Below are 25,507 nucleotides of genomic sequence, written 5' to 3'. Positions count from 1 at the left end.
ATTGGCCGCAGCCCTCAGCACTCCTCCAAATGCCTCGGGCAGATGCTTCCAACCATCATTTCTGGTCGGAAGAAGAAGGAAGCTCTTTGCTATCCTGCGTTTGATCACGATGAATCACTGCACGGCTTAGCAACATGAGCGTTACCGGCGTTGTGATGACCACAAAAACCGTAATCAACACTTCATGCAGAATCGGCTTGGATTGCAAGATGGAGAAAAACATGATGGAAGCGATCAAGATTCCGCCAGCGCCGAACGAGGAGCCTATCGTTGGCGCATGAATACGTTCATAAAAGCTTTTAAAACGGACAAGACCTATACATCCGACGAGCGTCAGGAATGCGCCGGCAACAAGAAAAAACGAAATCACGATTGCAGCCCAGACGGGTAGATCAGCAGCTCCGATCATTCGATCACCTCCCCTCGCATCAGGAATTTTGCAAGTGCTACCGTGGCAACAAAGCCAAGCAATGAAATGATCAGGGCAGCTTCAAAATAAATTACGCTGCCCGTGCGCATGCCGAAGGTCAGCAACAATAAGAGTGCATTAAGATAAAGAGCATCTGTCGCGAGGACACGATCCTGCGCTCGCGGTCCGACCAGCAAACGGTAAACAACGCAGCCCATTGCGGCGACGAGCATGATCTGTGCAGCGAGCAGCGACCAGAAAAGAATGACTGCACTCATGCTGATTGCTCCTCTTTATTGATATCTCTTGCACCAAATATTCGGATAAGCGGCTGCTCATAGCGTTGCTTGATTAGGGTACGCCATGCCTTCGCATCTTCGAGATCGAGGACATGGATTGTCAGTGCCTTGCGAGCGACATTGTAATCAACCCATGCGGTACCCGGCGTTGTCGTGATAATGCAAGCGAGCACTGCCAGCGCAGTCCGGTTTTCAAGCTCTAACGGAATAACGACAAAACCGGGATGTCGCTGCATTCGAGGTGACAGGATTAGTTTCACCACAGCTAAGTTAGACGTCAGAATATCAATGCTCACCACACCGAAAAGCCAAATCATCGTTGGAATTGAGCGCAGATGATTTTTTTGCGGCTGTAGCGCAGTCATTGCATAGCAAGCTAACAACGCAATCGGAACTGATAGGAGCAGTTGCGCGCGCGTGAAACCGTTGAGCAAAAGCCAGAATATGATCAGCGCTAAAAAAAGCAGCGGAAAAGGCAGAATTTTTTTCATTTTACCTCCACCGTCTCTCCGCTCACGCGCGGCGCTTTAAGCACACTGTTGATGTAATCTTGCGGTGAATGAAGTGAGCGGGCAGTCGCATCCATATATCGCATGGCCGGACCCGCCCCAATTGTGAGTGCAAGACAAACAGCCAGAAGGCCTGCAATTGGCACCACTTCACGTACAAGCACGCGTGGAACGTTGCCTTCGAGTGATGCCCAGAACGTGCGGATACCTGTACGGGTCATCGCAATCAGCGCAGAGAGGCCAGACAACAGAATAAGCGCGATTAATGTCCAGCTTGCCGGGCTAACCGGCATTGCCAATGTTGGTGCAGCTCCGTCACCATTGAACACCGCCGCAAGGATCAGGAATTTTGCTATGAAGCCTGAAAATGGTGGAAGACCAATAAGCAAGATGGCGACGATTGCAAAGCAGGTACCAAGAATAGCAAGTGTCGCTGGCAGAACGACGCCAACTTCCTCTTCTTCCTCTTCCTCTTCGTCATCACCATAGGCCTCTATCGTGACAGCCAGAACGTTAGCTGCAGCGTCCTGACCGCGCTCCACCAATTCGATCAAGAGGAAGAAAGCCGCAATCGTTAAGGTCGAACTGACCATATAAAACAGTGCAGCGCCAGTCATTGCGGTATTCCCGCTACCGATTGCTGCAAGCAAAGTTCCAGAAGAAACCAGAATACTATAGCTCGCCAAGCGTCCCATAGCCTGAGATGCAACCACACCAATCAGACCGAATGCCAGCGTAACCATACCGCCGTAATAGAGCCAGTCGTTGCCGAAACCATAGGATTCTCCGGCACCAATGCCAAACATGAGCGGCGATAAGCGCAGCAATACGTAAATGCCGACCTTACTCATGATCGCAAAGATTGCTGCGATCGGCGCTGCAGCAACGGTATACGTCGGGACCAACCAGAAATTAAGCGGCCACATACCTGCTTTCACGAGAAATGCTACAGCCAGAATTGCAGCTCCCGCTTCAAGCAACATGCGATCTTCAGCTGCAACCTGCGAAATCTTGCGCGCCAGATCTGCCATGTTCAGCGTACCCGTAACGCCATAGATCAGACTGACGCCAATCAGGAACAAGGAGGACGCCACAAGGTTGACTGCGATGTAATGCATGCCTGCCTTTACGCGCGCAGGCCCGGAACCATGCAACGCCAGAGCGTAAGACGCTGCCAGCATAACTTCGAAGAAAACGAACAGATTGAACAGATCGCCAGTAAGAAACGCTCCGTTCAAGCCCATCAGCAGAAGCTGAAAAATCGTATGAAAATTCGGGCTGGCTTTGTGCCAATGCGCCAATGCAAAACTTAATGCTGCCAATGCCAGCACACTGGTCAACACCAGCATTAATGCCGCAAGACGATCAAGCACCAGAACGATGCCAAAAGGTGCAGGCCAGTTACCAATCAGGTACACATCGGCTGCTGGAGCAATATCACTCGCAACACCAAGCAATGTAAATGCGATAGCAATTAAGCCAATGATGGAAATCGTATTGATTGCCATTTTCAGCTTGCGTTTGCGCTCATCAAACAGCAGCAGAAATGCTGCCGTCACAAGTGGCAGCAGAATTGGTGCAACAATGAGATGTGATTTCCAATCCAAAATCAATTCTCCTTGCCGTCAACGTGGTCGGTTCGCGTCAGACCGCGCGATGCGAGCAGAACGACAAGGAAAAGAGCCGTCATTGCAAATCCGATAACAATTGCAGTCAGTACCAATGCCTGTGGCACGGGATCAGTATATTGCGCCGCCTGAACATTGATACCGGAATCAAGCACAGGCGGTGCGTTTGTACGCAACCGGCCCATCGAAAAAATAAACAGGTTCACTGCGTAGGAAACGAGTGCGAGCCCAATTGCCACCTGAAATGTGCGCGGACGCAAAATCAGCCACACGCCGGATGACATAAGAACCCCGATTGCGACAGCGAGAACGAGCTCCATTAGTTGTCCTCCTTCGCAGCAGCCAGCTTTTCGACGCGATGTTTACGGATCGACTGATGCGCCAGCGCAATCAACATCAACACTGTTGCACCGACAACAAGCGCAAAGACGCCAATATCGAACACGAGGGCGCTTGCGACCGGCATTTTACCGACATATGGAATATCAGCATATTGGAAGAAGCTCGTCAGGAATGGATAACCAAACAGCCATGCCCCGGCTCCAGTCGCAGCTGCAATGAGCAAGCCGAAACCAATCCATCGTACAGGCAGAATGCGCAGGTGATCCTCAACCCACCGCGTGCCTGCTGCCAGATACTGTAAAATGAACGCAATCGCCAAAGTGATACCAGCAGCAAAACCACCACCGGGAAGATCATGCCCGCGCAGGATCAAGTGAACCGCCAGCACGATGATAACCGGGAACAGCCATTTCATGATGACCGATGGTACCGCCAGATAATCGGTTAGCGTTTCGCCCTTCTCACGATCTTCCATCGCTTCATCGTAAGCATCCTGTATTTTTTGCTGTGCTGTAGAGCCCGTGCTATCGGGTGCCGGGCGGAAACGACGCAGCAGTGCGTAAACAGTCAGACCGACAATGCCAAGAACGGCAATTTCGCCAAACGTATCAAAGGCGCGGAAATCGACGAGGGTCACATTCACGACATTTTTGCCGCCGCCACCTGAATAGGCATTTTGCAGGAAGAAGTCGCCAATGCTTTCGGGTGATGGGCGGGTCATCATTGCGTAGGACACAATGAACACACCGACACCACTGCCAATCGCAAGGACAAAATCGCGATAACGCCGAATGCGCGGACCAAACTTCACAGGAACCGGATCCGGATCCTCGAAGCGCTTTGGCAGCCAGCGAAGTCCAAGCAACAGGAGAACGGTCGTCACGATTTCGACCAGCAACTGCGTTACAGCCAAGTCCGGGGCCGAAAGCCAAACAAAAGTTATACAGGTGATGAGACCGGCTCCGCCAAGCAATATCAGAGCTGCAAGACGATGATACTTGGCCTGATAAGCAGCACCGATTGCACAAGCACCGCCAAGAATCCAGAGACCCGCAAAAATTGGATCAACTGGTTGCACACCCAGGATGCCTACGTGGATACCATCTTCCAAAATAGGCCATGCGGCAGCAACGAGTGCGAAACCCACAACGATGCGTAGCTGCGGCTGAAGACGCCGCGTGCTCAAGAAACTCTCAGCCTTACGTGCCCAGTTCCACGAGACAGTAACAAGAACACGCTCAAAAATGCGCTGCCCCTGCAAATGGCGGAAAAACGGCGGGCCATCTTCGCTGGTCGCAAGATAATTCTTGAGCGTCCAGAAGAGAATAACGCCACCAATCATGGCCACGATACTCATCATCAGCGGGAGATTGAATCCATGCCAGACAGAGAGACTGTATTGCGGGGTCGCATCGCCCAGAACCGACGTAACAGCCGAATGCAAAAACGGACCAATCGCGATATTCGGCACGATACCAATCAATAGGCAAAGCAATACCAGAAGCTCGATTGGACGGCGCATCCAGTGTGGCGGCTCATGCGGTGTTTTCGGCAAATCGTGTGGCGCTGGCCCGAAAAACGTCGAATAGATAAACCGAACCGAATAAGCGACGGTGAAAATACCAGCCAATGTCGCGATATAAGGTGTGAGTGTATCAAGAGTCGAAGCCATGTGTGTTTCGACCGCTTCGGCAAAAAACATTTCCTTGGAAAGGAAGCCATTGAGGAGCGGAACGCCGGCCATCGAAGCACTGGCCACCATGGCAAGCGTCGCGGTATAGGGCATAGCACGCGCGAGACCGCTGAGCTTACGCATATCACGCGTGCCAGTTTCATGGTCGATGATGCCAGCAGCCATAAACAGCGAAGCTTTGAAAATCGCATGGTTGACCATGTGAAAAATCGCAGCGACAGCCGCGAGTGGACTGCCAAGACTTAAAAGGGCTGTGACCAGTCCAAGATTACTGATGGTCGAATAAGCGAGCAAACCTTTCAAATCTTGCTGGAAAACAGCAAAGAAGCTGCCGATCAACAAGGTTGTCAAACCCGCCAATCCAAGAATCCAGAACCATTCTTCGGTACCCGCGAAAACCGGCCACAGACGCGCCAGCAGGAAGACACCAGCCTTCACCATTGTTGCGGAATGCAGATAGGCAGAAACCGGTGTCGGCGCAGCCATTGCATTGGGTAACCAGAAATGAAATGGAAATTGCGCAGACTTTGTAAAAGCTGCCATCAAAATAAGAACGAGAGCGACTGTGTAAAGCGGATGTGTTCTAACGACATTCCCGGCTTCTAAAACCTTGTCGAGATCATAACTGCCAACGATATGGCCAAGCAGCAACACGCCAGCCAGCAAGCAGAAGCCACCAATACCCGTCACAGTCAGCGCCATACGTGCGCCATCCCGCGCACTGGCATTGTGATACCAGTAGCCGATCAACAGGAACGAGAAGATACTCGTAAGCTCCCAGAAAACTGCAAGCAGCACGATATTACCCGACAAAACCACGCCGAGCATTGATCCCATAAATGATAGCAGAAAAGAGAAAAAGCGCGGGACAGGGTCTTCGGGCGACATGTAGTAACGCGCATAGATCACGACAAGCAAACCGATGCCGGTGATAAGCATGGCAAAAAGCCATGCAAAACCATCCATGCGGAAGGTTACGTTTAACCCGTAATTCGGGAGCCAGTCGATCGATCCCCGAACGACGCCACCGTCCGCCACTATCGGGTAAAGGCTTGTGGTGATGACAAAAGCAACAAGGGCGATTGCCGCCGTAAACCAGGCAGATCCGCTTCTATCAACTCCACGAAATAGACCTGTAACAGCGCTGCCAAGAAACGGAAGAAGGACCAGCAAAAAGAGCATCCTGCCGTCCATCGTCATGCGCCCAAGGCCTCCTATCCGTAATCAAGGTTGATCCGAAGCAGGCACCGCTCAAGAAAACAGCAACAAAAACGCTCCGGTAAGGTGTCGAGAGGAATCATATGTTCCAATGTCTTTATTATGACCGGCTAGGCACTTTTATGGCAATAGCTTTCAATGGCTTATCGCATTATTTTGAATCATTTTATTCTACAAGTGATTCAGAAAACCGCTTTCATGGCATGAACCTTCCGAGCGGCTGCTTCTTATCAGACATATTGCCCGGCAATTTTTGCGATCAAATGACAAGGGCCAAATTCATTGAATAAGTGATTCCTAACCTTCGAGAAGCGTTTTTGATAGTTGTGCAGCCTGTACACGAATATCTGGCACAGCTGTCACTTCCCAGAACAAACCCTTGGTTACGGGACCAATAGCAAATATGGGTCCCGACAGTTCACCCCGGGCGTTCACAAGCTGCAAGTCCGCTGTCACATCTAGACCGAGATCGAGAAGATCCGGTTTACCCAAACCACTCTCCATCAAACTCATCAACGCTGCATTCCGTGTCGTTGAAAAGCGTGAGCTTCCCCCACGACAATCAATGATGGACTGAACATTCTGTTCAATATCCTTCAATGCATGACGTCTGCGATAACGGACTGCAATATGTTCGCCTTTATTTTTGACAGATAAAAGATGGGCTGCGGTAATGGTTAGCTGGCCGGATTGTTGTGCTGCTTCAATGCGATTTGCGATAGCCGGCGCCATGCGGTGACGATGAACATCCCACCAAGGTCGCAAGTGTCGCAAAAAACTCTTGCGCTGACGCAACGGCAGGTGATTCCAAATGTTTTTGGTGTGCGGTCGAAGGCCATCAATCACGCCACGCCAGTTTATACCTCGCGCTTCGCATTGCGAAATCATCTTACGGACTACGCGGATCAGCGCAGGTAAACCGTCAGCTATTGGTAGCGCATTTTCTTCTATCGGAAATGGGGCAGTGTGCACGTGTGAAGCAGGAATGAGTCCTCGGCGCGAAATTGCATGAATTTCACCTTTATGCCCTTTATCGAGCAAGGAAATCACGCTATCGACCATCGACAGACCGGTGCCGAAAATAGCAACTGAATGGTCTGCCGGAATATTAAAATAGCCATTACTCGACCAGTATTCAGTCACAAGATCACCTGACTTCGCGATGGCTGGCTCGTTACCGGTAGCAATAATGATCGCGCCTGCTGAAAAACTCTGTCCTTTGGTTGTTACGACGAGCGGTTGCTTGCCTTTAAACGCAATTTCGATGACCTCTTCATTCTCAATAAAAATGCGTGGCGTATCGGCTTCCAAATGTGGTTTGAGGAGATCGTTGAGATAGCGATGATAAACGCAACGGGGCACGAAAGATTGGGCTTCCCATTTGCCTTCTGAGGCCGTCTTGTCACATGTTTTAAGCCAGTTCAGAAAATGATCTGGTTCGTCCGCAAATGCACTCATATTGCTGGCGCGAACATTAAGCAGATGATTGGGATTCTCTGTCGAGTAAGCGATCCCCGCCCCGATATTGCCAGTGCGCTCAAAAATTCTAATTTGCGCTTCGGACGACTGTTTAAGCAATTGAGCGGCGATCAGCACGCCGCTCGCCCCACCACCAATGATAATAAATGACTTCAAATCATAAACCCCATTTGCCTTGAGTTGATCACGAACAAGTCTCGTGTCCACTTTTCTAGGCTCCTTTTATTTCCGATAAATTTTGTCAGATTTCGTTTGAATATAAAAGCTAAAAGCAGTTTCGTGATAACTGACCGCTCTAACTATGATCGAAAAACAAAACAGTGAAATGAAAAGACACCACATCTGTTGACAGTGTGTTTCAGAAACATGGGCTGGCTTCTCATTCAAAAATCACAATATTTCAGATAACAGTTTTCAGTTTGCTGCATTAGGTTTGCAGTGCAGAATCGCCATAACAACAGGACATGTACGATGAGCAATAGCTATATTGACGCCCTTAAAAAGCGCCGCACGCAATACGCACTTGGTAAGAATCTCCCAATCTCCAAGGATGCCGTTGCAGAACTGATCCGTGAAGCAGTAAAGCATTCCCCATCTTCCTTCAACTCGCAGAGCTCGCGCGCTGTGATCCTATTTGGCGCTGAAAGCGATAAGCTTTGGAACATTGCCAAGGAAGAACTTCGTAAAATCGTCCCTGCTGATGCCTTTGAACAGACTGAAGCCAAGCTTGACAGCTTTGCTGCCGGCGCCGGTACTGTTCTGTTCTTTGAAGATCAGGACGTTGTTAAGAGTCTTCAGGAACAGTTTGCACTGTATGCCGATAACTTCCCTGTCTGGTCTGAACAGGCTGGCGGTATGGCACAGCTTTCTGTCTGGTCAGCTCTGGCGAACGAAAACATTGGGGCAAGCCTTCAGCACTATAATCCTCTGATCGACGCAGAAGTCGCCAAGACTTGGGGTGTGCCATCTTCTTGGAAGCTGCGCGCTCAAATGCCATTCGGCTCGAATGAACAGCCATTTGGCGAAAAGAGTTTCATGGACGACGCCGAGCGCTTCAAAGTCTTCGGATAATTCGTTCAAATTCCATGCGAAAAGCGGCTGGATTTTCCAGCCGCTTTTTTATTTGCCAGCAGGTCCCTCTGACTATTGTATACCCTCAAAAATCAGAATCTATTGTGAAGGCATATTTGAGAGTCGTATCCGGGAATATACTCTTGAAACGCATGACATATCGATGATCACAGGCTTGTAAAGAGCAGTGATTTCCAGAGGGACAAAGCATGAAGTTAACCGCTCCAAAGCGCCTGATGCGCTCAACTATTCCAGCCGCACTCGTATTCGCCCTGTGCCTTTCCGCATCACCGCAAGCGGTCAAAGCTGCAACACCGGCTGATACGCTGGTGATCGCCATGAGCATTGATGACATTATTTCGCTTGATCCAGCCGAAATCTTTGAAATCACCACGTCGGAAATGCTGACCAGCACTTACGAGCGCCTGGTTACCACAGACACAAAAGATCCCACGAAGATCATTCCACAGATTGCTGAAAGCTGGACTTTTTCGGACGATGGCAAGTCCATCACCTTCAAAATCCGCGATGGCTTGAAGTTTGCATCGGGCAATCCCATCACAGCACACGACGCTGCTTATTCGATACAGCGCGCGATCAAGCTCGATAAAAGCCCGGCTTTTATCCTGAGCCAGTTTGGTATTACGGCTGATAATGTTGAGCAAAATGCCGTCGCAGTAGATGATAAGACTTTTGTTTTCACAACCGGTAAGCCGTTTGCGCCCAGCTTCGTGATGAACTGCCTGACATCAAGTGTTGCATCGATTGTTGACAGCAAGTTGGTCAAGGAACACGAACAGAAGACGGAGAAAACCGACACCTACCCATTTGAGACAGACTTCGGCTATGAGTGGCTGAAGAACAACTATGCTGGGTCAGGTCCGTTTGCACTCAAACAGTGGCGCGCCAATGAAGTGCTGCTGCTTGAACGAAATGACAACTACACAGATGCCACACCGGCAATGAAGCGCATCATCTATCGCCATGTCAAAGAAGGCATGTCGCAGCGCCTTTTGCTTGAGGCCGGCGACATTGACATTGCGCGCAATCTTGAACCTGGAGACATTGAGCAGCTCGCAAAAGACAGCAAATTTAATGTGATCAACGCTCCAAAAGGCCGTGTTTATTATCTGTCGATGAACCAGAACGTTCCCGATTTGGCCAAGCCTGAAGTGCGCCAGGCGCTAAAATATCTCATCGACTACGATACAATTGAAGGCACGCTTATCAAGGGAATTGGCCGTAAGCATCAGTCATTCCTGCCTGTCGGCATGTTTGGCGCGATTGATGACAATCCTTTCAGCTATAATGTTGAAAAAGCAAAGGAACTACTTGAAAAAGCTGGCTTAAAAGATGGTATCAGCGTCACGCTGAACGTCCGAAACACTCAGCCTTATGTCGGTATTGCAGAAAACATTCAGCAGACTATGGCCAAAGCTGGCGTCAATGTCGAAATTTTGCAGGGCGATGGCAAACTCACGACAACAACAGTCCGTGCACGTAAACACCAGCTTGCGCTTGGCATCTGGGGACCGGATTATTGGGATCCTCATACCAATGCCGTCACATTCACCAACAATCCGAACAATGGTGATGAAGTTAATCTTCGTACCACTGCATGGCAGGCTTCATGGGACATTCCTGAGCTGACAGCAGAAACCATGGCTGCAGCCGAAGAGCGCGATACGGCAAAGCGTGAAGCAATGTATCATGATATTCAGAAGAAATTTCAGGATACAAGCCCGATTGCTGTCATTTATCAGCAGATCGAAACGGCGGTAACGGGCGCGAATGTGCACAACTTCGACATGGTTGCAGATGCCAATTATGTTGCCACGGTCACAAAAGACTAAACAGAAATGGCCGGGTGCTGAATCGCCCGGCCATTTTCTATTTCTCGAAGCTAAATGGCGGAAGCTGCTCTAATGCAGCCTTCAAGGCTTCAGACCAGCTTTCCGACACCGTCTGATAATAAGGATCACTGGCTTCAAAGCGGCGATGCTCACCCAATTTGAGGCTGTCCGTCTCATAGAGCTGCATGTCGAGCGGCAACCCGACGGAGAGATTAGCTTTCAACGTTGAGTCAAACGATACCAGAAGCAGCTTTACTGCGTCCTCAAAGCTCATATCTGGCCGATAGGCACGCACCAGTATTGGTTTGCCATACTTGTTTTCACCAATCTGGAAGAATGGTGTATCCTCAGAGCTTTCGATAAAATTACCCTCAGGATAAATATAAAATAATCGCGGTTGTCCGCCTTCGATCTGGCCACCGAGAATAAAGGATGCTCCAAATGCATCGGCGTTCTGGCCACCTGTTGCAGAATTCTTGATGACTTCCTTAACCGTATCACCAATCAGGCGGGCGACCTGAAACATCGACGGCGCATCAAACAATGACGGATGACGCTCCTCCGGCGCTTTCATGCGTTCATCGAGCAAGCTTGAAACCGCCTGTGTGGTTGCAAGATTTCCAGCCGATAGGAGAACAATCACCCGATCACCAGGTTTTGTCCATGTCCGCATTTTCGAGAATTTAGAAATATTATCGAGACCGGCATTCGTCCGCGTATCCGACATGAACACGAGGCCACGATCAATTTTCATTCCAACGCAATAAGTCATCGACAATTTCCGGCAGGCAAATCCTAAGTTGATTTAATCACTGCCCTACATTGATGTGGACCGCAAGACTTTCAACGGCTCCTCCAAGCCTTACCCCCGAAATCGGTGCCGCATCGCGATAATCCAATCCCGTCGCGAGCCTCACATAGCGATCATTAGGGCAGACATTGTTTGCCGCATCAAAACCGACCCAACCCAAGCCCTCGACATGCGCCTCCGCCCATGCATGACTTGCAGTCTGCTCATCCGTGCCTTCCATCAGCAAATAACCAGATACATAACGAGCAGGAATTTTCAACGACCGCGCAGCAGAGAGGAAAATGTGGCTGTGATCCTGACAAACACCTTTCCCTGCCTCCAATGCACTTTCAGCATCAGTGGCAACGCTCGTGGTACCGGGCACATACTCAACAGCTGCGTGAACTTTATTCATCAATTCATGCATTAACGCCAACCGGTCCATCCCCGGCTGTAAATCACCCGTCAGCGCATGAATATGTTCACCGGGCAAGGTTAGCTGTGTCTCGCGTTCAAACAGCCACAAAGGGGCATATCCATAGACTGGTCCGAGGACACCAACGCGGTCTTCCACATCGACGCTGCCACTGGCTGTAATTATGATCTCGGTAACATTGCGCGCATGCTGGACCAGATCAGTTTTGTTACCGAAGCCATCTATATAAGAGACTTCCGGCTCCCCACCTTCGATTTTCAATTCCCAATGCTTAACCAGTTGACCGGGAAGCGTAGGCGGACGAAGGCGCAGACGCTGTACCGCGTAAGGAACCGGATTTTCATAACGGTAATGGGAAACGTGGCGAATATTGAGCAGCAAGCAATCACCTCAATAAAAATTATAGGTTTCCGCAATCTCGTTGCCGAGCCGGTTGTTCCGCGCAATGAACTCTGTCAGAAACTCATGCAGGCCGATATCGAAAATGGCACTGATGTCCTGATTTTGCAGCGTCGCATAAATTCTGTCAGCCGTCTCATGGCACACATCGCTATCGCCATAATCTTTGGCAAGGAAGCTTAGATGCCCATTGATGCTCTGGTAGCAATGATTGAGTGAGCGCGGCATCCGCCCGTTCAGAATAAGATAATCTGCAACATGTGCCGGTCGATAGTCTCCGTCATAGACCCATCGATAGGATCTATGCGCGGAAACTGAACGGAGAATTGACTCCCATTGATAGTTGTCGAGCGTGGTTCCGACATAGGAAACAGCAGGGAGCAGAACATAATATTTCACATCAAGGATACGTGCAGTGTTATCAGCACGTTCAATAAATGTGCCTAGACCGGCAAAATCGAAAATCTCATTGCGCAGCATCGTTCCGTGAAACGCACCCCGTATCAAAGCGGTTTCGCGCTTGATCTGATCAAGCAGTGGCGGCAGATCGGCCTCTTTCAAAGGCTTGCACAATGACTTCTTGAGAACCATCCATGCTTCGTTGATACTTTCCCATGCCTCTCGGGTGAGTGCTGTGCGCACCATACGCCCGTTTGAACGCGCTGTTTCCATACAAGCCATGACACTGGATGGATTATCCATATCGCGCAGAAGAAAGTCAGCTACGTTTGCTGCATTATAAGCCTGATATTTCGCCGAGAATGACTGGCTCGCGCCAGCCGACACAACGACAGAAGACCACTCTTCCGGTGCATCCGATGTTTTTGTAAGCGCCATACGCAGTCCCGCATCAACCAGACGCGCCATGTTTTCTGCGCGCTCGATATAGCGAAACATCCAGTAAAGTCCGTTTGCCGTGCGGCCTAGAAGCATAAATTCATTCCCCTTTTCACGCTCTGATCTTGCGCCAGCTATTGCGTGTAATTTTATCTTAATCGTCGAGCACCCAGGTGTCTTTCGTTCCACCACCCTGACTGGAGTTTACAACAAGCGATCCTTCTTTCAGGGCCACTCGCGTCAACCCTCCGGGGGTGATCCGGATACGATCTGAAACCAAAACAAAAGGCCTGAGATCAACGTGGCGCGGTGCAAGGCCACTTTCGGTAAAAATCGGTGTTGTCGAAAGCGCCAGTGTCGGCTGTGCAATATAGTTACGCGGGCGCGCTTTCAGCTTTTCCGCAAATGCATCGCGTTCGGCCTTGGTCGCGGCAGGCCCCACCAGCATTCCGTAGCCTCCCGATCCATGCACTTCTTTCACCACAAGATCGGCGAGATTATCAAGCACATAGGCAAGGCTGTCCGGCTCTGAACAACGCCACGTGGGCACATTTTCAAGAATGGCTTTGCGACCAGTATAAAATTCAACAATCTCTGGCATATAGGAATAGATTGCCTTGTCGTCAGCGATACCAGTTCCAGGCGCATTGGCGATGGTTATGTTTCCTGCGCGATAGACATCCATAATACCTGCAACGCCCAGCGTTGACTCCGGCCTGAATGTCAGAGGGTCGAGAAAATCATCATCAACACGACGATAAAGCACGTCAATGTTACGATATCCTTTGGTGGTTCGCATCGCAACACGACCGTCCACGACGCGGAGATCACTGCCTTCCACCAATTCGACGCCCATCTGATCAGCCAAAAACGCGTGTTCAAAATAGGCAGAATTATAAATACCCGGCGTAAGAACAGCGACTGTTGGCACGCCTTGCGTTCCGGGTGGCGCAACACTTGCCAACGACTGACGCAGCAATTGTGGATAGTTTTCCACCGGGCGCACTTTAACATTTTGAAACAGCTCTGGAAAAAGCTGCATCATTGTTTCGCGGTTTTCCAACATATAGGAAACACCGGACGGCGTGCGGGCATTGTCTTCAAGCACATAAAACTGATTTTCAGCGGTGCGCACAATATCGACCCCGATAATGTGCGTATAAACATTGCCGGGTGGGCGGAAACCAATCATTTCAGGCAAGAATGCCTCATTGTTGGTGATCAGCTCTTTTGGAATACGACCTGCCCTGACGATTTCCTGACGGTGATAAATATCATCCAGAAAAGCATTGAGCGCCATCACGCGTTGTTCAATTCCCTGCGAAAGCCGCCGCCATTCCTGACCAGATATGATACGTGGAATAATATCGAACGGAATTAGGCGTTCTGCAGCGTCTTCATCACCATAGACTGCGAAAGTGATGCCGGTTTTGCGGAAAACGCTCTCAGCATCTACTGTCTTTTGCAAGAGTTTGTGCTGATCCTGCTCATCCAGCCACTGCTTGAGAAATTCATATGGTTGGCGGACGCTTCCACCGTTATTAAGCATCTCATCAAATGGCTTCACTTATTTCCCCTTATTTTTCGCTGATAGTCGGCCTCAAATTAGAGAAATGCAAGTGTACTAATTATGCAAAAGTGCAAAGCAGGGTTGCGCAATTTCGTCGCGACGCAATAAAAGTTGCTCGCGATAATGCGCAAAATCAACTGGGGCGATGTGTTTTGACGACCGATGGGTCGGTTTCGATCCGGCCCGCACCAATAAGATCAAGGCAATAGGGCACAGCGGGGAAGATCGCTTGCAAGGTCATTGCAATCGAAACGGGCTTTCCTGGGAGGTTGATGATAAAAGTCTTGCCGCGACTGCCAGCTGTCTGACGGGACAAAATTGCAGTCGGCGTCTGTTCGAGACTTGCACGACGCATTTGTTCGCCGAACCCCGGCAGCTCTTTGTGAAGAACAGCCTTCATTGCCTCCGGCGTTTCGTCTCGCGGGCCAGGGCCAGTGCCGCCGGTCGTCAGGATAAGATCGCAAGCATCGTTGTCAGCAAGATTAATAAGAGTATCGCGGACAGACTCCATACCATCAGGTATCACGCGACTGATGATTTCGTATGGCGTTACTATTGCGTTTTTCAACCAGTTTTCGATAGCTGGTCCGCTCAAATCTTCATATTCACCGCGACTTGCACGGTCAGAAATTGTAACGACGCCGATTTTCACTATCGCTTCCTTTTTATTAGATCTTGTTGCTGACTTATATAGACAGGCTCCATGGCTGTGAAGATTATTAAAATCTGCATCGTTAACGCTTAAATCTTGTATATCAGGTTTGGCTAAAAATGATGTTGCTTTCGGCGAAAATACAAGCTTCAATCATAAATTTGATGGGGGAGAACAACATGCCATTCAGAGGCAAAGAGTATCACGGAACGTTCACACCCGAGGATCTGAAACTCATGCAAGCTGCATATAATCGCAGTTGCGAGCTGCTAGATCGTTGCCCAACAACACATGCGGCAAAAAATGAGCTCGCACGTGTTATTATCAGGACTTATCAAACCGGCGAATGTGACCCTGAAAAAATAGCCGCAATCGCAGCGCGAGTGGAATTAGCACGCAGTTGAAATCAGTTACAGAATGTAAACTATCCGCGATTATGCTAATATAATTATCAGATTTACTAGAGATTTGCGTTTAAAAAGAAATGCAAGTTGGAATGCGGTCGATCACGACCAATAAGCGAATGAACCGGTATGCCGTTTTCGAGGGACTATTATTTCAAACGATTCTCACCTGCTGCGCTTGAACAGTTACAGGCAGCATTTGTTGCGTCGTGTCACCAACTTGGTCGTTGCCCGATAACGTCTCCTCAGAAAGACGAAATGGTGCGAGAAATAATCCAAATCTACGAATGCGGAATTTCAAGCCCTGAAAAAATTGCTGATCTGATGATGCAGATTGAAAGTGTAAAACCGAAGCCATTTGCAGAACAAATACTGGAACAGGGTTTTGATCAATCTGCCAAGCGTGCATGATGGGATTAAAAATAAAATTTCTTTTTGCAAATTAAATTCTTAAATAATTACATTAAAGTACTGTTTTATTAACAAATTTTGTAAGTTAACTATAAATGAAATCTCCTGTTTATTAAGCCTTTCGTAAACTTTGGGTTCAGCATTGCACCGTATTATCTGTGTAGCAATTTGCTCGAGGTGAGCATTGCGCGTGTTGGTCGATGGCCTTCATGTAGCCTCGATTTAAGGCTCTGAAGCGTCTGGGTTTGCGTACGGGTATCATGCGTTTTTCGATTGTGACAGCGATTGCTTTAGCCTGCACTGCTCTTGCAGGGTGCACATCGAGTTCCGGTATAGACAATCTTATGCCGCAACCGTCGTCCGACCTGACTGGCTCCGTTGTCAGGCCGTCGGAACCTGTAACAGACGTCGCCAGAGCGCCGCAATCTCTCCCCCCACAACCGCAACAGGAAGTTTTGGCATGGGCTGGACCTGTACCCGATGCCGGGCCGTTCAAAGCGACACCTCCCGCTCCGATGGCTCACCCTGCTGAACAAAGGACTATTACACCTGTTTCAATTCCAAAACCGGAGGTAGCTGCCTATCCGCCCGTTCGGTTATCACCCCAAGAGCGTTTTCGCGTTTATGGTCAACGGTTTCGCGATGCAAAGCCAATCAACTTCGGAAAAGCTTCTCCGCGTCATCACGCTGTGCATGGTGTCGACGTTTCGCGTTGGCAAGGAAACATCGATTGGGTGACTTTGCGCAAGAACGGCGCAAACTTCGCGTATATCAAAGCGACCGATGGTGGTGATCATCTCGACCCGATGTTCAAGAAAAACTGGCGAGAAGCAAAGGCAGCAGGTCTCAAGCGTGGTGCATATCACTTTTTCTACTGGTGCCGTGTCGCCAGTCAGCAGGCAGATTGGTTCATTCGCAATGTTCCAAACGATCCTGATGCGCTACCCCCGGTTATCGATGTGGAATGGAATGGAGACTCTTCTTGCAAGCGTCGTCCGTCACCTGCACAGGTTCGTGAAAAAATGCAGGTCTTCATGGATGCCCTTGAGCGCCACTATGGCAAGCGTCCGGTGATTTACACCGCACCAGACTTTTACGAAGATAATCTCCAAGGCGCCTTTAAAGATTATCCATTTTGGTTGCGCGCAGTCGCACAGCACCCATCAAAGGTCTATCCGGGTCGCCGCTGGTTGTTCTGGCAGTATTCAGGCTCAGGGCTATCTCAGGGCGTGAACGGTAAAATCGACCTGAATGTATTCCACGGCAATGAAGATCAATGGCAACAGTGGCTTCAAAGGTTTGCAAGCTAGGCTCAGAACCCTTTAATTTAATGGAAATGGCGCCTGAAATAAGCCGATATGCGAGGAAAGGCATTTGGGCGGGTTTTTTCCGCGTCGAAGTGTTTAGACGCAGTAGTTCGCTTGCTCATTTTGATGTCCGAAGGATATGGCCCGCCCGTTCGGTCAGTTTGTCAAAGAGCGCGAAAATAAACCACATCCCTTCGACTTTTTTCCTCGTACCCAATATGCAGCATAAAAAAACCTCCGGAATTATTACACTTCCGGAGGTTTTTCTTAGCGATGCTCTCTTCGTCCGATGTCATTCATGTCGTAAGGTGTTGACTGGTACATTTCATTGATCCAGTTGCCGAACAGGAGATGAGCATGACCTCTCCAACAATTTTGCGGCTTCTGACTTGCATCATTATTTGGAAAATAATTCGCGGGAACCGGCATGTCAGGCTGCAACTGGATATCCCGAAAATATTCATCTGCAAGAGACGTGGTGTCATATTCAACATGGTTGAACATATGAAGAGCACGATGTTGAGGATCTTCCAGCAGGCAAAGACCGCTTTCCGGGCTATCAACCAACACTTTCAGATCGCTGTTCTCAGGAATGTCATTGGAGCGCACTTCGGTCCAGCGCGATACCGGGATGGCGAAATCATCAGAAAAGCCGCGTAAATAAGGTGACGAAGGCGCAAGATTGCGCTGGCTGAACACACCATATGCCTTCTGTTCCAGATCATATTTCGCCATTCCATGGAAATGATGAACAGCCGCCTGCGCTGCCCAGCAGATATTGAAAGAACGATGGACGTGCGTTTGCGTCCAATTGAAGATGCGCTGCATTTCATCCCAATAGGTCACGTCTTCGAATGGCATGCGTTCAACTGGAGCGCCGGTAATGACAAAGCCGTCGAAACGTTCTTCGCTCACTTCTTCCCACGGGCGGTAAAAGGAGAGCATATGATCCTGAGGTGTATGACGGGCGACGTGATTGGTAATGCGTACAAGCGTCAGTTCAAGCTGAAGCGGTGTTGCACCAAGCAGCCGCGCAATCTGCGTCTCTGTCGTCACTTTGTTGGGCATCAGGTTGAGAAGACCAATCTTTAGCGGCCTTATATCCTGGCGAATGGCGTCTGCTTCGCGCATAACCATGACGCCCTCAGCTTCGAGAACACTGGTTGCAGGCAGATCGTCAGGAATTTTAATAGGCATTCGCGTCAGTCCTTCGTTATATCGGGGCAGACGCGGGTGGCTTCATCCGTATATTTGCCGGTTGGGCCACATCCTTTCTTTTAAGAAAGTACCACCTTGCCCGGAAAGGCAGGTTGGCGTTGGGCGTCGCCCCAACTCTTGATGTAACGCTACTTCTAATCAAACAATCACAAGCTGGCAATAGACATTGAGGCGCGACAGTTTCACTTTCTTGGAACCGCATTCCAGAAATTTAAATTCGATGAGATTTACATTCTTGCAAACGTTGCCGAGGCAGAAGCTCCGCACATTTGAAATCCGATAGCAAATGACCTCCGCCAAGCTTCGGAACGATACGCGAATTAACGCGTTCTTCATTTATCTTAAAACTGTGTTAAAATGCGTAAACAATGGGAGGGAAATATGAGTAATTTATTCTTCTGGATGGCCTTGGTGATTTTACCGATCTTGGCAGGCACAGCTTTTGCCTATTTGCGCCATCTGAATCATCGCGATGACTTTTAATTAAAACCCGACCAGCGCGACCGACTTGGCAACGCAATCGGGACGGTATTGGCGCACACGAATTGAGTTGCCTTCAGCGTTCCTCATTAAAGCGCTCGACGTCGTAACTTAGCGAGTTTATTCGGCGTGAGTAATCGAACGCAGCTAATCCGGCTATTTTAGTTAGTGAAGTTATTTCGATATCTGGAGCTTTGGCACGTTAGATCAGTCGTGATTTATCGTATGAAACAGTTTTCACAAAAAACCTGAATATTCTTGTCATAATTCAAATTCAAATTGTCGTTAAGTTCTTTACGGCTAATCTGAGTGCGTTATCTTATCGGGCGCGACCATCCTTCCAACAGCGCGACTCGCAATCACGCCAACCTCAGGTTTATATCTTCAATGAGTGGATCGGATACGCCCCATATCCTTGTCGTCGGTGCCGGCTTTGGCGGCCTGCAATTAATCCATGATTTGAAAGGCGCAAATGTTCGCATTACGCTTATCGATCAGCGCAATCACCACCTGTTTCAACCTCTGCTGTATCAGGTTGCTACGACGATTCTCGCTACGTCAGAAATTGCATGGCCCATTCGTCACCTTTTTAAGGACCGTAAAGAGGTCACGACTTTGCTCGGTACAGTTGTTGGTGTCGATGCAGGCACAAGAACAGTAAAACTCGAAAACGGTAGCGAAGTCGGTTACGACATACTCGTATTGGCTACGGGCGCACGCCACGCTTATTTTGGCAATGACCGCTGGGAAAAAGTGGCTCCGGGTCTCAAGGCGCTGGAGGACGCAACGACAATTCGCCGTCGCCTGCTGCTTGCTTTTGAACGGGCCGAGCGTGAAAACGATGCTGCAAAACGACGAGCACTGCTGACATTCTCAGTGGTTGGCGGGGGACCGACCGGCGTTGAGCTTGCCGGCATCATTGCAGAACTGGCTAAGGATACGATATGGCCAGAGTTTCGCAATATTGATACGCGTCAGGCGCGTATTCTGCTTGTCGAAGCGGGTCCGCGTATTTTGGCGGCCTTCCCAGAAGATCTCTCTGCCTATGCGAAAAATGCTTTGGAGAAAATCGGTGTGGAGGTGCGTCTTGGCGTACCGGTCAAAGAAATCACAGGGGATGGCGTAACTGTCGGTGACGAATTTATTCCGTGCAAAACAACGATTTGGGCTGCAGGTGTAGCCGCCTCACCCGCAGCAGCATGGCTCGACGCGGAACGTGATCGCGCGGGTCGTGCACGCGTTTTACCGGACCTGAGTGTGCCCGGACACGAAAACATTTTCGTAATCGGAGATACAGCATGGGTCGAAGGTTCAGATGGCAAACCTGTTCCCGGTATCGCTCCAGCCGCCAAACAGCAGGGCGCTTATGTTGCAAAGGTCATTCGTAGCCGCTTATCAGGCAATGTGGCACCTGCCCCATTCCGATATCGACATCAGGGCAATCTCGCAACAATTGGCCGTGGAGCAGCTGTGGTTGATATGGGCAGGATCAAGCTCAAAGGTTCTATTGCATGGTGGGTTTGGGGCATAGCCCATATCTTTTTCCTGATTGGTACACGTAGTCGTGCAGCTGTTGCCTGGAGTTGGCTTTGGACATTTATATCAGGGCAGCACAGTGCACGTCTAATAACGCAGGGTAAGGCAACAGAAGACAGTAAGTAAACAAAAAGGCCCGCCAAAAGCGGGCCCTTTTCATTGCCTGAGATGTAAGACCTATTCTGCTGGCTGCAAAAAGCCCTCTTCAACCGGTTCCGGCTCAATCTCGATCGGTTGGCCATTCATCGCAGCGTTGAGACGCTCGGTATCAAGTTCATTTTCCCAGCGTGCAACCACTATAGTAGCGACTGCATTACCAACCAGATTGGTCAAGGCGCGGCATTCCGACATAAAGCGGTCGATGCCAAGGATTAGAGCCATACCCGCAACGGGAACCGCTGGAACGACAGATAATGTTGCTGCCAATGTGATGAAGCCTGCGCCGGTAATACCGGCCGCACCTTTAGAGCTCAACATCGCAACAAGCAGAAGCAAGATCTGATCGGTCAACGATAGAGGGATATCGGTGGCCTGTGCGATAAAGAGCGCTGCAAGCGTCATATAGATATTGGTACCGTCGAGGTTAAAGGAATATCCTGTAGGAATAACGAGACCGACGACAGAACGCTTACAACCCGCCTTTTCCATCTTATCCATAAGACTTGGCAGCGCCGCTTCAGACGAGGATGTGCCGAGTACGAGCAGCAACTCTTCTTTGATATAGCGAATAAGCGCGATGATCGAGAAGCCGTTATAACGCGCAACGGCACCTAGAACGATCAGGACAAACAATAAAGCTGTGATGTAGAATGTTGCAATCAGCATGGCCAGATTGGCAATAGAACCTATACCGTATTTGCCAATTGTGAAGGCCATGGCACCGAATGCGCCAATGGGCGCGGCCTTCATCAGGATTGAAACCAGCTTGAAAACAGGTGTTGTCAACATCTGAAGGAAGTCGGTGACAGGCTTGCCCTTATCCCCAACCATGGCGAGTGAAACGCCAAACAGCACTGAGAAGAACAGCACCTGGAGAATGTCGCCAGAGGCAAAAGCACCGACAATGGTGGTTGGAATGATACCAGACAGAAAACCTGCTATCGTCTGCTCATGTGCCTTTTCGGTGTAATTCGCAACGGCCTGCGGATCAAGCGAAGCAGGATCGATATGCATGCCAGCGCCCGGCTGCACCACATTTGCAACGATAAGACCAATAATGAGGGCAAGTGTAGAGAATGTGAGAAAGTAGATCATGGCTTTACCAGCCACGCGTCCGACCTTCTTCATATCCGTCATACCGGCAATCCCGGTTGCAACGGTCAGGAAAATGACCGGAGCAATGATCATCTTAACAAGCTTGATAAAGGCATCACCAAGCGGCTTTAGCTGGGTGCCCAGATCAGGGTTGAAATGTCCAAGCAGAATGCCTGCTGCAATCGCAACGAGAACCTGGACATAAAGTTGTTTATAGAGTGGAATTGGGCGGCGTGGTTCATCCACGGCACCATTTGGTATGGCAATCATGACTTCCTCCGTTTGGCTCTATCCGGATCAGGTCCAGCCTCCCGAGCCATTCGTTCTTCCTTCAACAGCATTTGCTGTCTCTCGCGCCATGATTTGCAAAGTCCGTGCCAGTTTATTAGATTTCATATAACATATTGAAAAATATGGACTTTATTTATTCACACCACAATTAAACCTTACTTTTGTGCGACTTTTCACACATTTACCTTTTCTAACTGTGTGATCTGATGCACAATATAAAGATGCAAAACCCGTTACGCACGACCAGAAAAATGGCATTTACCCGGAATACCGGCCACCTTACCTGGTGGGTGTTTGGTGTTGTATGCGTCGTCGTGTTTGCGCTGGCTTTCTGGTTTGTAGGGACCAACGCCCGCCATCGCGCACTGCAGTCCCTGAGCGAGCAAACGCGGATCGACTCCAATCTCAATGCCGCATTTCTTCGTGCCGTGCTCGAAAAGCAGCGTGCCCTTCCTCTCGTTTTATCGAAAGATAGAGAGCTTGCAGCAGCACTGGAAAATCAAAATCCTACCGCACTTGATATGCTGAACCGAAAATTCGAAGCGCTTGCTGAAGGAACGCAGGCGGCGGTTATCTATCTTATTGGCCTTGATGGTGCAGCGATTGCTGCCAGCAATTGGCGTGAACCGGACAGCTTTGTTGGCAATGATTATAAGTTCCGTCCTATTTTAAAGGTTCCCTGAGAGATGGTAGTACGGAATATTTCGCATTAGGAAATGTCAGCTTCCTTCCCGGCCTTTACATCTCGCGTCGTATCGACGGCAACAACGGCCCACTTGGGGTTGTCGTGGTCAAGCTCTCATTCGATCAACTTGAAAAAGACTGGCACGAAACTGGCCGCCCCACTTTTGTGACAGACGATCGCGGCATAGTGCTGATTACCAGTCTTCCGTCCTGGCGGTTTATGACGATCGGCGCGTTTCCTCCGAAACGGATTGAAGCTATTCGCCAGACTCTTCAATTTGGCGATGCTCCACTCAAGCCGCTTCCGTTGTCTATAAAGCCGCTTGCTGGAGAATCCGACGCCGTTCTCGTTAATGCCCTTCTTCCCGGCACAGCCAAAAACGCGGACTATCTGGCGATTACTTCTCATGTCGAGACAACGCCATGGCAGATATATAGCCTGGCTCCAATGAGAGCACCAATCGAAGCCGCTGTTAGAGAAGCGCGCCTCGTTGCTTTCATTGTTATAGCGGCGCTCGCGGCAATAATTGGTATCTTGCTGCGCCGCAGGCAGCGCATTATTGCACGAATTGCAGATGTGCAGCGGCGACAATCGGAGTTGGAAGACCGCGTTATTGAGCGAACACGTGATCTCGTCAAAGCGCGTGATCGCTTACAATCGGAAATCAGCGACCATCATAAAACGGAAACAATGCTCCAAGGCGTGCAGCAAGATCTTGTACATGCCAATCGACTGGCAATCATGGGCCAGGTTGCAGCAGGTGTTGCGCATGAAATTAATCAACCTGTCGCAACCATTCGTGCTTATGCCGACAATGCGCGAGTCTTTCTTGAACGGAAGCAACTGGATGCTGCGACAGAAAATCTTGCTGAAATCGCCGCTTTGACAGAGCGCATTGGGATCATCACCGGCGACCTGCGCACTTTTGCACGCAAGGGACATCGCCCGTCGGAATCCGTGCAGCTCGCAGATGTTATATCTGGAGCACTGATCCTGTTACGCAGCCGCTTTTCCGGCAATATGGATCAGTTTGATATTGAATTGCCGCCCATGGATTTGAAAGTCGCCGGACATTCACTAAGGCTTGAACAAATACTCATCAACCTATTTCAAAATGCTCTGGAAGCCGTTGAAGGCAAAGGAAATAGTGGCAAGATTAAAGTCAGAACGAAGTCTCTTTCCAAGACTGTTGTTCTGACGATTTCCGATAATGGCCCCGGTATCCCGCGACATATACAGGACAATCTGTTCACACCATTTAACACGTCAAAAGACCATGGCCTTGGCCTTGGCCTCGTGATCGTCAAGGAAATCCTTAATGATTACGGTGGGAAAATATCAGTAAAAAGCAATGCCCAAGGCACATCATTCCGCGTAGAATTCAAAAAAGCATGAAGAACATTCCGGTTATACTGGTCGACGACGACAATGCCCTGCGCCGGGCCACACGGCAAACGCTAGAGCTTGCGGGTTATGAGGTTCAGGACTTTGGCGGAGCAGTCGAAGCATTGACTGTAATCTCTTCCGCATTCGAAGGCGTCGTCGTAACAGACGTGCGGATGCCAAATATCGATGGTCTGGAGTTGTTTTCGCGCATCCAGTCCATTGATACGGATTTGCCGGTTATTTTAATTACTGGCCATGGCGATATCCCAATGGCTGTTCAGGCAATTCAGAACGGTGCCTATGACTTTATTGCTAAACCTTTTGCAGCGGAAAGGCTGATTCACAGCATCCTGAGAGCCGCAGAACATAGAAAACTGGTTCTGGAAAACCGCAGACTTCGGGGGCTGGCAGTCGACGCACAGAATGACATGCCCCTCATTGGCCAGACCGCTGCTATCGAAAATCTCCGCCGAACCATCCGCGATATTGCCGATACCGATGTCGATGTTTTGATCGCTGGAGAAACTGGAAGCGGCAAAGAAGTTGTCGCGCAGTTGCTTCACGACTGGGGCAGTCGTTGTAAAGGCAATTTTGTCGCGCTTAATTGCGGTGCATTGCCGGAAACAGTCATCGAAAGCGAGCTTTTCGGCCATGAAGCCGGTGCGTTCAGGGGTGCTAAGAAAAAACGCATTGGTCGCATTGAACATGCAGGCGGTGGCCCTCTTTTTTTGGATAAAAAAAAAAGCATGCCCGCCGCTACTCAGGTGAAGTTGCTCCGCGTCTTGGAAATGCGCGAGATCACACCGTTGGGCACCAATGAAGTTCGCCCCGTTGATCTTCGTGTTGTTGCTGCCGCAAAGATTGATCTCGGAGACCCTAAACAGCGCGGTGATTTCCGTGAAGATCTTTATTATCGCTTAAATGTTGTAACACTGACGATCCCGCCATTGCGCGAGCGCCGTGATGATATTCCGCTGCTTTTTTCTTATTTTCTTGAACGTGCTGCGCGGCGATTTAATCGCGACATTCCGATAATGGATAGCGCGACACACCGCTATCTGATGGAACATAACTGGCCGGGGAATGTGCGAGAGCTCGTCCATTTTGCTGAACGGTACGCTTTGGGGGTTAAGCCTGTTTCACAACAGCAAGTAAGCCTGCAGGAAGAACAAGAGACATTACCAAAGCGTCTGGAGCGTTTTGAAGCCGATCTCATTCGGAAAACGCTTGCTGCCAACAATGGAAATGTCCAGGACACGCTGGAAGCACTCGGCATTCCACGCAAGACATTTTACGATAAAATGCAGAGACATGGCATCAACAGAGCAGACTATAAGACCGGGAACTGAT

General features: G+C 49.6%; 23 protein-coding genes and 1 riboswitch. Of the genes, 9 read left to right on the top strand and 14 right to left on the bottom strand.

Features of this window, described 5'->3' with window-relative positions; genetic code table 11:
* Positions 1-55: 55 nt before the first annotated feature.
* The 7 genes from mnhG to H5024_RS17465 all read right to left on the bottom strand — a co-directional run bounded on the left by mnhG (position 56) and on the right by H5024_RS17465 (position 7,733).
* Positions 56-409, bottom strand: a complete 354-nt coding sequence (gene mnhG, locus H5024_RS17495) for a monovalent cation/H(+) antiporter subunit G (protein WP_094575081.1) — start codon at positions 407-409, stop codon at positions 56-58.
* Positions 406-687 carry a K+/H+ antiporter subunit F gene (locus H5024_RS17490; protein WP_187548368.1) on the bottom strand — a complete coding sequence of 94 codons (282 nt, stop codon included), beginning with the start codon at positions 685-687 and terminating at the stop codon, positions 406-408. The genes mnhG and H5024_RS17490 overlap by 4 nt, the downstream gene beginning before the upstream one ends.
* A complete protein-coding gene (locus H5024_RS17485) occupies positions 684-1,199 on the bottom strand; it encodes a Na+/H+ antiporter subunit E (protein WP_187548367.1) in 516 nt (171 codons plus the stop codon). Before H5024_RS17485 ends, H5024_RS17490 begins: the two co-directional genes overlap by 4 nt.
* Positions 1,196-2,824, bottom strand: a complete 1,629-nt coding sequence (locus H5024_RS17480; RefSeq protein ID WP_187548366.1) for a monovalent cation/H+ antiporter subunit D — start codon at positions 2,822-2,824, stop codon at positions 1,196-1,198. Before H5024_RS17480 ends, H5024_RS17485 begins: the two co-directional genes overlap by 4 nt.
* 2 nt (positions 2,825-2,826) lie before the next feature.
* Entirely contained in the window at positions 2,827-3,165 is a 339-nt protein-coding gene (locus tag H5024_RS17475) for a Na+/H+ antiporter subunit C (protein WP_187548365.1), read from the bottom strand.
* Positions 3,165-6,080 carry a monovalent cation/H+ antiporter subunit A gene (locus H5024_RS17470; protein ID WP_187548364.1) on the bottom strand — a complete coding sequence of 972 codons (2,916 nt, stop codon included), beginning with the start codon at positions 6,078-6,080 and terminating at the stop codon, positions 3,165-3,167. The genes H5024_RS17475 and H5024_RS17470 overlap by 1 nt, the downstream gene beginning before the upstream one ends.
* 315 nt (positions 6,081-6,395) lie before the next feature.
* Positions 6,396-7,733, bottom strand: coding sequence for an FAD/NAD(P)-binding protein (locus tag H5024_RS17465; RefSeq protein ID WP_187548684.1), 1,338 nt, complete (start codon positions 7,731-7,733; stop codon positions 6,396-6,398).
* Between the two features lie 315 nt (positions 7,734-8,048).
* On the opposite strand from H5024_RS17465, the gene H5024_RS17460 reads away from it, so the two are divergent.
* Together H5024_RS17460 and H5024_RS17455 are read left to right on the top strand one after the other, a co-directional pair.
* The gene (locus H5024_RS17460) at positions 8,049-8,648 is read left to right on the top strand and encodes a nitroreductase family protein (RefSeq protein WP_187548363.1); all 600 of its coding nucleotides are present in this window, start codon (positions 8,049-8,051) and stop codon (positions 8,646-8,648) included.
* A 209-nt stretch (positions 8,649-8,857) separates the two neighbouring features.
* Positions 8,858-10,501 (top strand): ABC transporter substrate-binding protein, encoded by a 1,644-nt coding sequence (locus tag H5024_RS17455; protein ID WP_187548362.1) that lies wholly within the window; start codon positions 8,858-8,860, stop codon positions 10,499-10,501.
* A 37-nt stretch (positions 10,502-10,538) separates the two neighbouring features.
* On the opposite strand, the gene H5024_RS17450 is transcribed toward H5024_RS17455, so the two are convergent.
* From H5024_RS17450 to mog, 5 genes are all read right to left on the bottom strand, one after another.
* Positions 10,539-11,273, bottom strand: a complete 735-nt coding sequence (locus H5024_RS17450; protein ID WP_187548361.1) for a proteasome-type protease — start codon at positions 11,271-11,273, stop codon at positions 10,539-10,541.
* 37 nt (positions 11,274-11,310) lie between these two features.
* Positions 11,311-12,108, bottom strand: coding sequence for a transglutaminase family protein (locus tag H5024_RS17445; protein ID WP_187548360.1), 798 nt, complete (start codon positions 12,106-12,108; stop codon positions 11,311-11,313).
* Positions 12,109-12,117: 9 nt separating this feature from the next.
* Positions 12,118-13,059, bottom strand: coding sequence for an alpha-E domain-containing protein (locus tag H5024_RS17440; RefSeq protein WP_187548359.1), 942 nt, complete (start codon positions 13,057-13,059; stop codon positions 12,118-12,120).
* A 58-nt stretch (positions 13,060-13,117) separates the two neighbouring features.
* Positions 13,118-14,530 carry a circularly permuted type 2 ATP-grasp protein gene (locus tag H5024_RS17435; RefSeq protein ID WP_187548358.1) on the bottom strand — a complete coding sequence of 471 codons (1,413 nt, stop codon included), beginning with the start codon at positions 14,528-14,530 and terminating at the stop codon, positions 13,118-13,120.
* Positions 14,531-14,666: 136 nt separating this feature from the next.
* Positions 14,667-15,185, bottom strand: a complete 519-nt coding sequence (gene mog / locus H5024_RS17430; RefSeq protein WP_187548357.1) for a molybdopterin adenylyltransferase — start codon at positions 15,183-15,185, stop codon at positions 14,667-14,669.
* Positions 15,186-15,304: 119 nt separating this feature from the next.
* On the opposite strand from mog, the gene H5024_RS17425 reads away from it, so the two are divergent.
* The 3 genes from H5024_RS17425 to H5024_RS17415 all read left to right on the top strand — a co-directional run bounded on the left by H5024_RS17425 (position 15,305) and on the right by H5024_RS17415 (position 17,310).
* The gene (locus tag H5024_RS17425) at positions 15,305-15,589 is read left to right on the top strand and encodes a hypothetical protein (RefSeq protein WP_247875330.1); all 285 of its coding nucleotides are present in this window, start codon (positions 15,305-15,307) and stop codon (positions 15,587-15,589) included.
* Between the two features lie 129 nt (positions 15,590-15,718).
* Positions 15,719-16,000 (top strand): hypothetical protein, encoded by a 282-nt coding sequence (locus tag H5024_RS17420; RefSeq protein ID WP_187548356.1) that lies wholly within the window; start codon positions 15,719-15,721, stop codon positions 15,998-16,000.
* A gap of 260 nt (positions 16,001-16,260) precedes the next feature.
* Complete coding sequence (locus tag H5024_RS17415) at positions 16,261-17,310, top strand: GH25 family lysozyme (RefSeq protein ID WP_187548355.1); 1,050 nt, start codon at positions 16,261-16,263, stop codon at positions 17,308-17,310.
* A gap of 264 nt (positions 17,311-17,574) precedes the next feature.
* Here the strand turns inward: H5024_RS17415 and metA are convergent, their stop codons facing one another.
* Positions 17,575-18,504 carry a homoserine O-succinyltransferase gene (gene metA, locus H5024_RS17410; RefSeq protein WP_187548354.1) on the bottom strand — a complete coding sequence of 310 codons (930 nt, stop codon included), beginning with the start codon at positions 18,502-18,504 and terminating at the stop codon, positions 17,575-17,577.
* A 40-nt stretch (positions 18,505-18,544) separates the two neighbouring features.
* Positions 18,545-18,654: riboswitch (SAM-I-IV-variant riboswitch) on the bottom strand.
* A 738-nt stretch (positions 18,655-19,392) separates the two neighbouring features.
* On the opposite strand from metA, the gene H5024_RS17405 reads away from it, so the two are divergent.
* Complete coding sequence (locus tag H5024_RS17405; RefSeq protein ID WP_187548353.1) at positions 19,393-20,667, top strand: NAD(P)/FAD-dependent oxidoreductase; 1,275 nt, start codon at positions 19,393-19,395, stop codon at positions 20,665-20,667.
* Between the two features lie 51 nt (positions 20,668-20,718).
* On the opposite strand, the gene H5024_RS17400 is transcribed toward H5024_RS17405, so the two are convergent.
* On the bottom strand, positions 20,719-22,065 hold the full coding sequence (locus H5024_RS17400) for a dicarboxylate/amino acid:cation symporter (protein WP_187548352.1): 1,347 nt from the start codon (positions 22,063-22,065) through the stop codon (positions 20,719-20,721).
* Positions 22,066-22,337: 272 nt separating this feature from the next.
* Between H5024_RS17400 and H5024_RS21350 the strand changes: the two genes are divergently transcribed.
* From H5024_RS21350 to H5024_RS17390, 3 genes are all read left to right on the top strand, one after another.
* Complete coding sequence (locus H5024_RS21350) at positions 22,338-22,769, top strand: hypothetical protein (RefSeq protein ID WP_247875329.1); 432 nt, start codon at positions 22,338-22,340, stop codon at positions 22,767-22,769.
* Between the two features lie 104 nt (positions 22,770-22,873).
* Positions 22,874-24,166 (top strand): ATP-binding protein, encoded by a 1,293-nt coding sequence (locus H5024_RS21635; protein ID WP_348770711.1) that lies wholly within the window; start codon positions 22,874-22,876, stop codon positions 24,164-24,166.
* Positions 24,163-25,506 carry a sigma-54 dependent transcriptional regulator gene (locus H5024_RS17390; RefSeq protein ID WP_187548351.1) on the top strand — a complete coding sequence of 448 codons (1,344 nt, stop codon included), beginning with the start codon at positions 24,163-24,165 and terminating at the stop codon, positions 25,504-25,506. The genes H5024_RS21635 and H5024_RS17390 overlap by 4 nt, the downstream gene beginning before the upstream one ends.
* Position 25,507: the final 1 nt, after the last annotated feature.

The sequence above is a fragment of the Ochrobactrum sp. Marseille-Q0166 genome (assembly GCF_014397025.1).
GTDB lineage: Bacteria > Pseudomonadota > Alphaproteobacteria > Rhizobiales > Rhizobiaceae > Brucella.
The sequence above is the reverse complement of the archived record's forward strand: the minus strand, read 5'-3'. Positions and strand labels throughout refer to the sequence as shown.